Source organism: Sphingopyxis sp. USTB-05, assembly GCF_023822045.1.
Lineage (GTDB): Bacteria > Pseudomonadota > Alphaproteobacteria > Sphingomonadales > Sphingomonadaceae > Sphingopyxis.
In genome coordinates this window covers 430,526-443,582 of the sequence record NZ_CP084712.1, presented here as the reverse complement: position 1 = coordinate 443,582, position 13,057 = coordinate 430,526, and the positions used below count along the sequence as shown (strand labels likewise).

Genomic DNA, 13,057 nt, shown 5'->3' with positions numbered 1-13,057 from the left:
AGGGAAGAGGGGTACAGCGCAATGCACGGGTTCCTGAGCAATGACTGGGCGGGCCTCGTCCTTGCTGCCGGTGTCGCGGCAGTCGCAGCCGTGCTGATCCTGGCTACGCGCCGCTGGTGGGCCGCCGCCCCCGTCGCTCTGCTCGCCGCCGCGATGGCGATCGGTAGCGGGGTGCACGTTTATCAGGTGGCGGAAATGGATCGCAAGTATCCGGCACCCGGAAGCTTTGTGGAGGTTGACGGACAGCAACTCCACGTCCTCGCAGAAGGGCCCGAGAGCGACTCCGCGCCGACCATCGTGCTGTTTGGCGGCGGCCATGCTCCGGGCACCTCGATGCGCTTCATCCACGATGCGCTGAAAGCCGATTACCGCAGCGTGCTGATCGACCGCCCCGGTATGGGCTGGAGCGGCCCAGCGACCTTCCCGCTCTCGACCGCGGGCGAGGCACGGCAGATGTGGGAGGTGCTCGACAAGGTCGGCGCAAAGGGGCCGGTGATGCTCGCGGGCCATTCCTTCGGCGGGCTGCTCGCCGCCAACATGGCGCGTCTGCGGCCGGAGCGCGTGCATGCGCTGGTGGTGATGGACGCCACCCCGCCCGACGTAATCCTATATGGCCCGCGCCTCGAAGAGCTTTCCTCGCTGTCCTCGGAACCGTGGTGGAACGGGTTCCTCGGGCTTTTCGCGATCGATTACCAGAAACTCAAGGGCGAACCCGAAATGCCGCCCGCCTTTGTCGAACTGGACCGCAAGATCGCGAGGACCATGGGGCGTGACAATGTGATCCAGAAAAACTTCGTCAGCCGCCCGCGCGCCCAGATGGCTGCCCATTCGATCTATCAGGAACTGACGCCGCAGGGCATGGCCGCGGTCGGCTATGAAACAGGTTTCTTCGAGGGCGAGTTGGGCGAGGTGCCGCTCTATCTGTTCGCGCCTCAGAACGCGGTTGGCATTTCCGACGTCTCGACCTTCCGCAACGCCGAGGAGCGCGAGGCGATGCGCCTGCAACGGTTCTATGCGGTCGCGCGCGAACGCTTCATGGACTATTCGAACAACGCGACCCGGATCGTGGCGCCCGAGGATTCGAGCCACAATTTTCTCTACGAGCACCCCGATTTCACTATCGATGTGCTGCGCCGAATTGCAGCGGGCGGCTACGCCGCGCCGACCGCTCCCGAGGCTGCAGCGGGAACCCGGCCGTGATGCTGGCGCTGGCGCTTGCACTCGCGCTAACCGCGCCACCTGCCGCGCTCTCCGCATCCGCGCCGGCTGTCGCGGCGGACGCCGCGTCCACCGATCTGGCCCAATGGGAGGGCGAATGGCGCCTGCCTCCGGTGGATCGCGCCACGCCCGCTTCGATTGCCGCCCAGATCCCGGAAGCGGTAGCCGATTACCGCCGCGAGTTGGCCGCCATCGCTGCCAATCCTGCTCCGCCCGATTTCGACAATACGGTTGCCGCGCTCGATCAGTCGGGACGCCGCCTGCGCCGCCTGATGGCGGTGCTGCGCATCTATCTCACCACCCACGCCGACGACGAATGGCGCAAGCTTGGTCCCGGCCTCGTGGCGATGAACGATGCCGCGCAAGCTGAAGCGCTGAGCGATCCGGTTCTGTTTGCGCGGGTGGCGGCAGTCTACCGCGGCCTTCCGGGGGGAATCCGGGATGCAGAGCAGGCACGGCTGACCGAGGTCACCTATGCCGCGATGGCGCGTGCCGGAGCCGGGCTGGCTGCGGCGGACCGATCACGCCTGACCGAGATCGAGGCTGAACTGGCCCGCCTCAGCACCCAGCTCAACCAGAACCTCAACCGCGAGGCTGCCGCCCAGTTCACGTTCTTCGATGCGCCGGAACGGCTTGCCGGCTTGCCGCAGCCGCAGATCGATGCTGCCGCCGCGCTGGCGACAAAGCAGGGGCGCGCGGGCGCCTTTGCCATTCCCAACCAGCGCCCGCAGGTGTTCGCGGTGCAGACCCACGTGCGCGACCGCGAGACCCGCCGCGCCGTATGGCAGCAGTGGATGGATCGCGGCGGGGCTCCGGGCGAGTTCGACAATCGCCCGATTGCCGCACAGATGCTCGCGCTGCGCAAGGCCAAGGCGCAGCTGCTAGGCTATCCGCGCTACGCCGATTACGTGCTCGCCGCGCGCATGGTCGGCACCCCCGACCGCGCGCTGTCGATCATCGAGAGAAACTGGGACGCGGTCATGGCTGCCGATGCGCGCCGGGTGACAGAGCTTCAGACGCTCGCCAGCGCCGACGGAGTCGATGGCATCGCCCCGTGGGACCGCATCCACTATCTCGACCGGCTGACCCGCGAACGTTTCGGCATCGATGCGCAAGAGATCGCCGGCTACTTCCCGCTCCCCGCAGTGCGCGATGCGTTCTTCGCCGCGGCGGGCGATACCTACGACTACAGCTTTGAGCGACTGAGCGGCGTGGCAACCGTCAGCCCCGACATCGAGGTCTACCTCGCGCGGCGTGGCGGGATGCCAGCCGGCATCGTCTATCTCGATATCCGTCCTCGCCCTGAAAAGCCGCAGGGTTCATGGGCGACGCAGTATCGCCAGGCGGGTGATCTCGAGCCGGGCGAACTGCCGGTGATCGCGCTCCACTCCAGCCCGCCCGCTGCCGCCCCGGGAGAGGAAATCCTGCTCCCCTTCGAATATGCCAACGTGCTGTTCCACGAGTTCGGCCATGTACTGCACATGCTGGCGAGCACGGCGCGCTACAACGGCACGGCCGCGCTCACCGTGCCGTGGGACTTCGTCGAAGTGCCCTCCTTGCTCAACGAACGCTGGCTGCTGACCGACCGCACACTTGATCGTTTGCCGCACCACCGCACGGGCCTTGCCATGCCTGCACACCTGCGCACGCGGCTGCGGGCCGCGCGGCAATACGAACGGGTGTTCAGCGTCAATCCGGAATACATGGCAATGGCGCTGGTCGACCAGATGCTGCACCAGCAGGACACGCCGCCTGCCGACGTCAACGCCTTCGAGCGCGAACTTTTGACACAGCGCGGCTTTCCGGCCTCCGCCGATCCGATCATGCGCGCCTCTTCGGCCTTCCATACTTGGTCACGGGAATATTCTGCCAATGTCTACACATACCTGTGGTCGGACATCCTCGCCGCCGACCTTGCCGAGGTGTTCCTGCGCGGACCGCAAGGCTTCCATGATCGCCGGGTTGGCGAGGACTATTTCGAGACCGTGCTATCGCGCGCCAACCGGGTGCCGATCGAGCAGGCCTACCGCGAATTCCACGGTCGCGCGCCCGACGAGACGGCACTGATCCGGCGCTTCGGGCTGGACCGCGGCGCAGCGACAGAGTGAGGAACAGGCGATGAAAGAACATGATTGCATCCCGCTGATGGACTATGCCGAACGCCCGCCCGCCGAGATGCTGGGCGAGGCAGAGGCCTTTCTTGCGCGGATGAAAGAGCGCCACACGGTCCGCGAATTTTCCGACCGCCCCGTCGATCGCGCGGTGATCCAGGCCGCCATCGCGACGGCCGGCCTCGCCCCGAGCGGAGCCAACCACCAACCATGGCATTTCTGCGCGATCGGATCGGACGATAAGAAGCGCGTCCTGCGCGAATTGGCCGAGAAGGAGGAGCGCGAATTCTACGCCGGCAAGGCGGGCGAGGTATGGCTCGACGCACTCGCCCCGCTCGGCACGGACGCACACAAGCCCTATCTTGAGCATGCCCCGTGGATCATCGCCATTTTCGGACAGCGAAAGGGCGGGATTGTCGAGGATGGCGAGCGGCAGAACTACTATGTTCCCGAATCCGTCGGCATCGCGATGGGCTTTCTGATCGCTGCCCTGCATCACGCGGGGCTGTGCATGCTGACCCATACGCCCAAGCCGATGACCTTCCTCAACGACCTTTGCGAGCGTCCGAAAAGCGAGAAGCCTTATTTGCTGCTGGTGGTGGGCTATCCGGCCGAAGCGGCGACCGTGCCGCTGCACGCGCTCAACAAGAAGCCGCTCGAGATGATCTTCTCGTTCATCTGAGAACGTCCCCGTACCAATCCTCACGAAAGGGAAGTCTCGCAATGACCTGGAATGCACATCGCAGGCAGCTATTCGGGATGATGGCACCGGCCCTGTTCGGCAGCCTGCTCGTTGCTCCCGGCATGCTCTGCGCGCAGCAGGTGCGAGGAGACGATCCCGAAATCTGGATCATCGACGGGCATAATGACCTCCCCCTCGTGCTGCGCGAGAAGACCGGCGGCGATCTGGGCAAGATCGATCTGGGGGCTGAGGGCGACGGCGACACCGACATTCCCAAGCTGCGCGAAGGCAATGTGGGAGCGCAGTTCTGGTCGGTCTATGTGCCCTCGGGCCTCAGCGGACTCGAGGCGGTGCGGTACCAGCTCGAACAGATCGACATCGCCCGGCGGATGATCGCCGGATATGACGAGTTCGCCCTGGCCTTAACCGTCGCCGATATCGAGAAGGCACGCGCCGAAGGACGGATCGCGTCGCTGCTCGGCATGGAGGGCGCGCATCCCATTGCCAATTCCATGGCGGTGCTGCGCGCCTATTATGATCTGGGAGTGCGTTACGCCACGCTCACCCATTCGGCGGGACATGATTGGGCGGACTCCGCCACCTGGCCGCCTCGGCACGGAGGTTTGACGCCCTTCGGCAAGGAAGTGGTGCGCGAGATGAACCGGCTCGGCATGCTGGTCGATCTGTCACACGTATCGGCCGATGCGATGAACGACGCGCTCGATGTGGCCGAGGCGCCGGTGATCTTCTCGCATTCCTCGGCCTTTGCCCTCACCCGTCACCCCCGTAACGTGCCCGATCACGTGCTGCGGCGGGTCGCCGCGAATGGCGGAATCGTGATGGTAACTTTCGTCCCGCCCTACGTGAACGAGGCCCGGCGCCGGCACGACAAGCCGCTCGAAGAGAAGATCGCTAAGATCACGAGCGAGGCGGAATTCCGCGCCGTCCTGGAAGCCCACCGCGCGGAATACGGAAAACCGCCGATGTCGAGCATCGCGGACGTCGCCGACCATGTCGAGCATGTCGCGAAAATCGCCGGCAAAGCGCATGTCGGGATCGGCGGGGACTTCTTCGGTGCAGGGCCGCCGGACGTCACCGAGGGGCTCGAGGACGTGTCGCGCTATCCTGCGCTGATCGCAGAACTGCGTGGCCGCGGCTGGAGCGAGCCTGACCTCGCCGCCCTTGCCAACGGCAATTTCCTGCGCGTGATGCGCGAGGCCGAACAGGCCGCTGCACGGCTCCAGGCCAGCCGCCCGCCCTCGCTCGCCACCATCACGATGGACGAGGCCGCATCCGAATGATCGGGCGATGGCGCGCAAGCCATGCGCGGAGTGCTCTAGTCGGCGCGCTGCTGCGCCTGCCATCGTTTAAGATGCGCATCGAGCAGGTCCATCGGCAACGATCCGGGTGACAGAATCGCCGCGTGGAACGCGGGAAAACTGAACCGATCTCCTAGTGCGGCGCGCGCCTCGTCACGCATCCGCAGCAGTTCGCGCTGACCCATCGCATAGGACAGCGCCTGGCCCGGGATGTCCGTCGAATAGCGCAGCAGCTCGCTCTCGATCTCGGCACCGGAGGCGAAGGTGTTGGCTTTCATGAAGGCGCGCGCCTGGTCATGGGTCCAGTCGAGCGCGTTGAGCCCGGTGTCGACCACCAGCCGGTTGGCGAGGAACATCTTCGAATAGAGCCGCCCGAAGCGTTCGTAGGGCGAGGCATACATGCCCATCTCGTCGGCGAGATCAGCTGCATATTCAGCCCAGCCTTCGACATAGGCGTTTAGATAGGTGAAGGAATTTCCCCGGCGCAGCAGCGGCAAGTCCTTGTTTTCCAGTTGCAGCGCGATCTGAAAGTGATGGCCGGGCAGCAGTTCGTGATATATCAGCGCCGCGGCATTGGCATAGGACGTCGTCGCCGTCGCCGAGCCGTTGTACAAATAGGCCCCCACCGGATTATCGGGCGTGGGCGAACGGTAAAAGCCGAAGGTCATGCCCTCTTCGATGTTCCGCGGCGCGCGCTCGACGTCGTAGGGGGCCTTGGGCAAAAGCGAGAAATAGCTCGGCAGTACCGGCTCGATCCGCTCCATCGCCCGGCGAAAATGGCCCTCGACGTCTTCTGGCGTGGACGCGGCAAATTGCGGATCGGCATCGACCAGCGCGGCAAATTCGCGGTCGGAGCCGGTGAAACCCACGCTTTGCTTGATCTGGGCCAGCTCGGCTAGGGCATCGCGCAGGATATGCTGGCCGATGGCATGGATCTCTTGCGGGGACAGGTCGGTGCCGGTGTGCAGGCGGGCGAGCCGGGCATAGTGATCGGCGCCGCCCTCCTGCCACATCAGGCCCGGGCGCTCGGGGGCGGCAGCGGCATAGTCATCGTCCAGCACCGCGCCGAGCGCCGTGAAGGCCGGAGCGATTTCGGTCTCGACCAGCGCCGCTACTTCGGCGCGATAGGCGGCTTTCTCCTCGGGACTGGCCGCGCCAAGCCGGGCATCGTCGGGCACGAACCCGCTTGAGGCGGCAGCCAGATTGGCGGCAACCCGGCGAGCGCCGGGGATCGCCGGGCGCGCGATCCGGATACCGCGTCCAGCCTGCAAAGCGAGCTTGTCCGCATGCGAGCGAATGTACGCCGCATAGGCCTTGAGCGCGGCAAGGTAGTGCTCGCGCTGCTCTTCACTCGCGAGCGGGGTTGCGATCGCCTGCTGGCGGTAGCTGTTGTGTTTCCAGCCGCCTGCATAGGGCGTGATCGGGAAGGAATAGAGCCAGAACTGCGGGTGATCCTCCATGCCGCGGGCCAACGCCACGAGATAATCGCGGGTCAGCCGGTCAGCTTCGGAAAGGCCGTCGGTCGGTAAGGCCTCGAGCCGCTGGCGGAAACCGGCACCCAACGCCGCCACACTCTGCGCGTGCTCGAGCGTATCAGGCGGCAGGATGACGAAAGGATCGCCAAGCAGGCCTCGCACCGCCCCATCGAAAGGACGCAGCGCCGCCACCATCTCGTCATGCAGGGTGGCAACCTGCTGTGCGGGCGATACGGCACCCGCCAGCGCTGGGACCGATCCAGGCCCGCCTGCCTCGGCGGCAGCGCAGGCCGGAAGGCCAGTCGCGAGAACGGCTACAAGGCTCCAGCGAAGCCAGCGGCGATGCTGCATCGGCGTATGGCGCATCTTTTCCATTTTCCTCAGGCTCTCCCGTGAATCAGCGGATAGTCGGGCCCTGCATAAGCCTGGCCATGCACCAACCCGGTCTCGTCTGCCGGAAAGGCCCGCTCGCCTGGCTTGTCGGCAAAGACAGCATCATCGCCCAGCCACCGCGTCGACCAAGCGCGGCGCCGGCCCGACTGGTCGGCAGGCGGCGCACCATGGACGATTGCCCCATGGAAGATCAGCGCGTCGCCCGGTGCAAGGTCATAGGCGAGGATGTCATAAGCGGCACGATCGCTTTCGATATCAGGCAGCGCAGCAAGTCCGGTGCCTGCATAGGGTGATGCGTCCATGAAGTGCTGCGGATTGTGTTCCCCCCAAATGTGCGAGCCGAGCACGAATTCCAGCGCGGCCCGGCCAGGAATAGGATCGAGCGCGAGCCAGATCGAGCAGATCTGATCGCCCGCAACTTTCCAGTAGGGGATGTCCTGATGCCACGGCGTGCGGCGGACCGAGCCGGGCTCCTTGACCAGCAACTGGTCGTAGTAAAAGCGCGCGCTAGCTGACCCCATCAGGCCTGCGGCAATCCGCGCCAGACGGCCTTCATGCACCGCTTCGCGAAATGCCTCCAGCCGCTTCCAGACCTGCAATTCACCGTAGGAAAGCGGTGCAGAGCGCGTGCCCTCGTAGATTTCGGCATCATCGGGCGAACTCGCGAGCGCCACGTCTGTCGCGGCGGCAAGCCGGGCCACCCATTCGGGCGGGAGAACCTGCGGCACATGGACAACGCCGTCGGCTCGGTATTTTCGCAGCATCTCATCGTAAACCATGGCGCCTCCCTCTCCGGGTTGAACGATACACATATGTATCGTAACTATCAATCATCCGAGTTCCAGCGCCGGCCGGCGATGCTGCGGAGATAATGATGCCTGATTTTGCCTAAGCCGAGGAACTGGTCCGCGATGCGCTGGTGTGGAACAATCACGCCTGCCTGCCGCTCAGACCCAACGATCACGACTTCTTTGCGCGGCTGAGGGACGTTGCGGCGGCCGGCGTGGACGTGATCAGCGTCAATGTCGGGTTTGGCCCGGTGCCGCTGGAGCAACATGATGCGATGATCGCAGGGTTGACCTGCTGGATGAGGAGCACTGGCGATTTTTGCCGACTGGTGCGGACAGTGGCCGATATCGAGTTCGCACGGCCCGAGGGTGAGCTCGCCGTGTTTTTCGACGTTGAGGGCATGGCCCCGCTCGACCAGAGCGGCGAGGCTTTGATCGAACCGTGGCGCGAGGCCGGGGTGGGCTGGATGCTGGTCGCGTATAATGCCGTCAACCGTGCCGGATCGCGCTGCACCGAGGATGCGGACAGAGGCCTGACCGACCACGGCAAGCGCGTCCTCGCCGAAATGCGCAGGGTCGGCATGATCGCCTGCTGTTCCCACGCCGGGCATCGCACCGCGATGGAGGTGATGAAACAAGCTGACGCGCCCGTCATTTTCTCGCCCTCCAACCCTGCGGCGGTCTTCGCGCATTATCGCAACATTGCCGACGACCTGGTTCGCGCATGCGCCGAAACCGGCGGGGTCGTCGGAATCAACGGGATCGGTACCTTCCTTGGCGACGGCCCGGCCAGCGTCGCGCGGTTGGTCGATCACATCGAACACGTCGCGTCGCTGGTCGGCACCGGCCATGTCGGCCTGGGGCTCGATTACGTTTTCGACAAGCGGGAGCTCGTCGATTATCTGGCGGCGATGCCGAAAATCTTCCCCGATGCGGCGAGCCTTGAAAATGCCACTTCGATGATCGGGCCGCAGCAGATCGGCGCGATTGCTGCCGAATTGCTCGGCCGCTGCGCGGACCGCGGCGCGGTGCACAAGATTCTTGGCGAAAACTGGCTGCGGGTTGCGCGCGCTGTGTGGCGCTGACTAGCGCGGCGCTGGGGCGGCGCCTGCCCGGTACAGCGCCTCAACCCGCTGCGCTTCAGCTGCCCACATCGTCACCAGCTGATCGTAGTGGAACGTGGTCAGGGCCTCGGCCTCGCGCCGCACGGCCGCGGCATCGTGCGTTGTGGCCGTGGCAGGCATCGGCTGCTGGGCATGGACGATGAGCTGCACCAGCGATCCGCCCGGAGCCTCGCGCACGTCATAGCTGACCTCGGCGGCAATCCCCGTGCTGTAGATTACCCGCAGCGCGAGAAAGCGCCTGGTATCGTCGATCGCGGTGAACAGCGCGATGCGGCGGTCGATGGTTTTGCCTTCACCTTGCGAGACGATGGTCCCGCCCAGCGGTGCCTCGGGCGTGGGCGGGAGCACCTCGATCGCAAAGCCGAGATCGCGATACTTGTTGCCATCGATATACATCCGCTTCAGCTCGGCCCACAGGAACTCGGGCGGGACGGCGAAGGTCTGGGTGAAATTATCGACAAAGTGGATCTGGACCGGCCGAGGCGCGGGAGTCTCGTCCGCCCCGGACCTCGCCGACAGAGGATGGGAGGCAAGCAACAGGGCGGCTGCCCCCACCGCCGCACACTGGAGGCTTGCCCCCCAAGCCATCAGAAGTTCGCCTTCACACCGACACCGATGGTGCGCGGCTGTGTGAAGATCGGCTCGACGAAGGAGCCGAAATCCGGGTTTACCTCCTTCAGCTCGTTGAACAGATTGGTGCCGAAGGCATAGACCTCGAATGCGCCGAAATCTGCGCTGATGCGGCTGTTGATCAGCACTCGGGATTGGTTGGGGGCGACTGTATCAAAGCCGAGCGCTCCGATTTGTCGCAGAATAATTGCCGCCTCGGCCACGTAGTTAAGGTCGGCGTGGACGCGCAGGTCGAAGCTGTCGGACACGCGCGGGGTCCAGTCGGCGGCCACCGAAATGTTATAGGGCGGAACCAGATCGAGCGGATCTCCGGCAAATTTGTCGATAGCATTCGTGGCGAAGGCCACATCATTGTGGCCAAGGCTGGCGCTGAACTGGAAGTTGTCGCTCGGGGACAGGACTAGAGCAAGGTCGAAGCCGAAGCCGTCGGCCGCGCCAGAGTTGAACACTGCCGTTGCACCGAGCGGCGTGACGTTGGTCGACTGGATGCTGGTGTAGTCCTGGTAATACAAAGCCGCCTCGATATAGGCTGCGCCTCCGAGGAACGTCAGCTTGGTCCCCGCTTCATAGGTCCAAAGGCTTTCCGGATCGAAGGTCGGATTGGGAGCCGCGGGGTTGAGGTTGAACCCGCCCGAGCGGAAGCCCTTGGCCGCAGAGGCATAGATGATCGAATCATCAAATTTGGCGGTGATCGCGATGCGCGGGTTGAAGGTGTCAAAGGTCGCGTTGCGCCCGAGCGTTATCACCCGGTTGGAGCCCGCGCCCAAGGCGTCGAACTGCGTGGTCACCGAGCTCTGATCCAGCTTCTCGCGGAAATAGCGACCGCCGGCCTCGATGGTCAGCCAATCGGCTAGGTCGAGTTCGAGGTTGCCGTAGATCGCGAACGTCTCGCTCTTGGTGCGGCTCGCGATGCTGTCGTTGAAGATTCCGAAAGCCGGTATTGGCGCGGGCCGATAGGTCGACAACGCCCGACCGGTGCCCTTGCCCTCGGCATAAATGCCGCCGATCAGGTAACGGAAGCTGCCGCTGCTGTCGGAAGTCAGGCGCAGTTCCTGCGAGAAGCGCTTGAAATTGCCGTCCGCATCGGAAAACACCTGCGTGAAAGCGGGAAAGCCGAATAGCGTATTAAAGAAGGGTCCGATGTCGCGGCGAGCGAAGCTCGACTGGTCTATGTAGCCTGTCACGCTCAGCAGATTTACGGGCCCGAAATCATAACTCGCCTCCAGATAGCCGAGCAGGTAATCCTGCGAAGACGGGGTCAGCGTGGTCTGCGCGGTCGTAAGGCCGTCGAGCGAGAAGCTGACGTTGTCCTGCTTGGATTCGTTGTAGAGCACGGTCGCGCTGACCGAGAAGTCAGGACTCGGTTCGACTAGCAGCTTGCCGCGGATGGTGGTGATCTGGCGATCATTATAGTCATCGGCAATGGGGCTGTCGACCCAGCCACCCACGTCGCGGTGTTGGACTGAAATGCGCAGGGCTGCCACGCGCGGCGCGATCGGCACGTTGATGAAGCCTTCTGCGCGGTATCCTTCCTCGCCGCTCTTGGTGGTGCTGAGTTCGCCGGTCACCGAGCCTAAGAATTCGTCGAGATCGGGCCGCGCGGTAATGTAGCGGATCGTGCCGCCCATCGAGCTTTCGCCGTAAAGCGTGGGCTGCGGACCGCGCAACACCTCGACCCGTTCGAGATCGAGCAGCTGCACTTCGGCCACGCCTTGCGGACCGAGGTTGGTCACCGAGAATTCGTCGACGTAATTGCCGACCGTCGCCTGACCCAGATATTGCGACACGCCGCGCAGCTGGATGCGCTGCGAGCCGGGGCCGATGTCCACGAGCCGCAGGCCCGGGACGGCCGCCTGCAAGTCATCCATGCTCAAGGCATTGCGACGCTTGATGTCCTCGGTGGTGATGGCCGTGATCGCGATCGGCACCTCGGAGATGACTTCACTGCGCCGGTTGGCGGTGACTACGATCGTCGAGGCGTTGGCGTCGTCGTCCTTGTCGGCCTGATCGGCGGGAGTCGCTGCATCCTGCGCGAGCGCCGGAGATACCGCCGCCGTACTCGCCAGCAACACGGCGGCGAACGAGAAAGCGTGTCGCAATGAACTGCTCTTGGTCATGTCAACCCCCCCTTTATTAGGCACACCGAGTGGCGAACGCAGTCGTGGGCCTGAACAGGTGCAACCTGGTTCAGGCTCCGATACACTCCTGTATCGTGACGATGCCTCCAAATCTTGACAAAGTCAATACACCCGTGTCTTGTAATTGACGTGATGCGCGGCGTGTGTGGTCTGGGACACGCTCGCAACACGCCTGAGCTGCAACGATGCCTTCTAGCGTTCCGCGAGTGATCTGCCCCCTTCTGAGTGGTCCAAAATTGATGATATTTTGGACGACGAAGGAGATTATGAATGCCGGCCAAGAAGCATCGCCCGGAAGAGATTATCGGCAAGCTGCGTGAAGCGGAGGTTGTGCTGGCGCAGGGCGCTACGACCGCCGAGGCGTGCCGTCGGATCGCGATCAGCGAGCAGACCTATTATCGGTGGCGCAAGGAATATGGCGGTCTGAAGACCGACCAGGCGCGCCGGATGAAGGATCTGGAGAAGGAGAACCAGCGGCTTCGACGCGCGATCTCGGACCTGACGCTCGACAAGCTGATCCTGCAGGAAGCTGCCCGGGGAAACTTCTGAGCCCCGCGCGCCGCAGGCGCTGTATCGACCACATCAGGACGATGATGCCGGTGTCCGAGCGACGGCTCTGCCGTGTGCTCGGGCAACATCGATCGACACAGCGCAAGGTGCCCCGCGGGGCTGATGACGAAGCCGCTCTCACCGAGGATATCATTGCGCTCGCCCGGCAATATGGTCGCTATGGCTATCGCCGAGTGACGGCGTTGCTGCGTGATGCGGGCTGGCATGTGAACCGCAAGCGGGTCGAGCGTATCTGGCGCCGCGAGGGGCTGAAGTTACCGCAAAGGCAACCGAAGCGCGGGCGGCTGTGGCTGAACGACGGATCATGTATCCGGCTGCGACCCGAGTATCCCGGGCACGTCTGGTCCTACGACTTCGTCGAAGGGCGGACGCATGACGGTCGCAAATACCGGATCCTGTCGATCATCGACGAGGCGAGCCGGGAGTGCCTGGCGTTGCCGGTGGCGCGCAAGCTCAAGAGCGACGACGTGCTCGCGGCGCTGGCCGAACTGTTCGTCACCCGCGGTCCGCCGGCGCATATCCGGTCTGACAACGTCCTATGTTGGGAAAGCGTAGCGGGAAAATGCCAGCAGGTCTCGTTGCGCCGAAGGTGATCGGCGCTGGTGATTT

9 protein-coding genes and 1 pseudogene are annotated in these 13,057 nt (G+C 64.3%); 6 read left to right on the top strand and 4 right to left on the bottom strand.

Going from position 1 to position 13,057, the window contains the following annotated elements:
* The first annotated feature begins 21 nt into the window (after nucleotides 1-21).
* The 4 genes from KEC45_RS02015 to KEC45_RS02000 all read left to right on the top strand — a co-directional run bounded on the left by KEC45_RS02015 (nucleotide 22) and on the right by KEC45_RS02000 (nucleotide 5,312).
* A complete protein-coding gene (locus tag KEC45_RS02015) occupies nucleotides 22-1,200 on the top strand; it encodes an alpha/beta fold hydrolase (RefSeq protein ID WP_252171433.1) in 1,179 nt (392 codons plus the stop codon).
* Nucleotides 1,200-3,326 (top strand): M3 family metallopeptidase, encoded by a 2,127-nt coding sequence (locus KEC45_RS02010; RefSeq protein WP_252172058.1) that lies wholly within the window; start codon nucleotides 1,200-1,202, stop codon nucleotides 3,324-3,326. Before KEC45_RS02015 ends, KEC45_RS02010 begins: the two co-directional genes overlap by 1 nt.
* A gap of 10 nt (nucleotides 3,327-3,336) precedes the next feature.
* Nucleotides 3,337-4,011: a nitroreductase family protein gene (locus KEC45_RS02005; RefSeq protein WP_252171432.1), complete on the top strand. Its 675-nt coding sequence runs from the start codon at nucleotides 3,337-3,339 to the stop codon at nucleotides 4,009-4,011.
* Between the two features lie 77 nt (nucleotides 4,012-4,088).
* Complete coding sequence (locus KEC45_RS02000) at nucleotides 4,089-5,312, top strand: dipeptidase (protein WP_252171431.1); 1,224 nt, start codon at nucleotides 4,089-4,091, stop codon at nucleotides 5,310-5,312.
* Nucleotides 5,313-5,347: 35 nt separating this feature from the next.
* Here the strand turns inward: KEC45_RS02000 and KEC45_RS01995 are convergent, their stop codons facing one another.
* Nucleotides 5,348-7,000, bottom strand: a complete 1,653-nt coding sequence (locus KEC45_RS01995) for a DUF885 family protein (protein ID WP_252171430.1) — start codon at nucleotides 6,998-7,000, stop codon at nucleotides 5,348-5,350.
* 185 nt (nucleotides 7,001-7,185) lie between these two features.
* Nucleotides 7,186-7,977 (bottom strand): phytanoyl-CoA dioxygenase family protein, encoded by a 792-nt coding sequence (locus KEC45_RS01990; protein ID WP_252171429.1) that lies wholly within the window; start codon nucleotides 7,975-7,977, stop codon nucleotides 7,186-7,188.
* A gap of 140 nt (nucleotides 7,978-8,117) precedes the next feature.
* Between KEC45_RS01990 and KEC45_RS01985 the strand changes: the two genes are divergently transcribed.
* Entirely contained in the window at nucleotides 8,118-9,071 is a 954-nt protein-coding gene (locus KEC45_RS01985; protein ID WP_252171428.1) for a dipeptidase, read from the top strand.
* Here KEC45_RS01985 and KEC45_RS01980 read toward each other — a convergent pair whose 3' ends face one another.
* Both KEC45_RS01980 and KEC45_RS01975 read right to left on the bottom strand, forming a co-directional pair.
* Entirely contained in the window at nucleotides 9,072-9,698 is a 627-nt protein-coding gene (locus KEC45_RS01980) for a hypothetical protein (protein ID WP_252171427.1), read from the bottom strand.
* Nucleotides 9,698-11,857: a TonB-dependent receptor gene (locus KEC45_RS01975; protein WP_252171426.1), complete on the bottom strand. Its 2,160-nt coding sequence runs from the start codon at nucleotides 11,855-11,857 to the stop codon at nucleotides 9,698-9,700. Before KEC45_RS01975 ends, KEC45_RS01980 begins: the two co-directional genes overlap by 1 nt.
* A 291-nt stretch (nucleotides 11,858-12,148) precedes the next feature.
* On the opposite strand from KEC45_RS01975, the pseudogene KEC45_RS01970 reads away from it, so the two are divergent.
* Nucleotides 12,149-12,981, top strand: a pseudogene (locus tag KEC45_RS01970) (IS3 family transposase); the annotation flags it as partial.
* Nucleotides 12,982-13,057 lie beyond the last annotated feature (76 nt).

Excerpts from the sequence above, each read along its gene's own strand:
- KEC45_RS01980 (WP_252171427.1), bottom strand. The coding sequence starts at position 9,698 with ATGGCTTGGGGGGCAAGCCTCCAGTGTGCGGCGGTGGGGGCAGCCGCC.
- KEC45_RS01975 (WP_252171426.1), bottom strand. The coding sequence starts at position 11,857 with ATGACCAAGAGCAGTTCATTGCGACACGCTTTCTCGTTCGCCGCCGTG.
- KEC45_RS02005 (WP_252171432.1), top strand. The coding sequence starts at position 3,337 with ATGAAAGAACATGATTGCATCCCGCTGATGGACTATGCCGAACGCCCG.
- KEC45_RS01990 (WP_252171429.1), bottom strand. The coding sequence starts at position 7,977 with ATGGTTTACGATGAGATGCTGCGAAAATACCGAGCCGACGGCGTTGTC.
- KEC45_RS01995 (WP_252171430.1), bottom strand. The coding sequence starts at position 7,000 with ATGGTGGCGGCGCTGCGTCCTTTCGATGGGGCGGTGCGAGGCCTGCTT.
- KEC45_RS02000 (WP_252171431.1), top strand. The coding sequence starts at position 4,089 with ATGATGGCACCGGCCCTGTTCGGCAGCCTGCTCGTTGCTCCCGGCATG.
- KEC45_RS02010 (WP_252172058.1), top strand. The coding sequence starts at position 1,200 with ATGCTGGCGCTGGCGCTTGCACTCGCGCTAACCGCGCCACCTGCCGCG.
- KEC45_RS02015 (WP_252171433.1), top strand. The coding sequence starts at position 22 with ATGCACGGGTTCCTGAGCAATGACTGGGCGGGCCTCGTCCTTGCTGCC.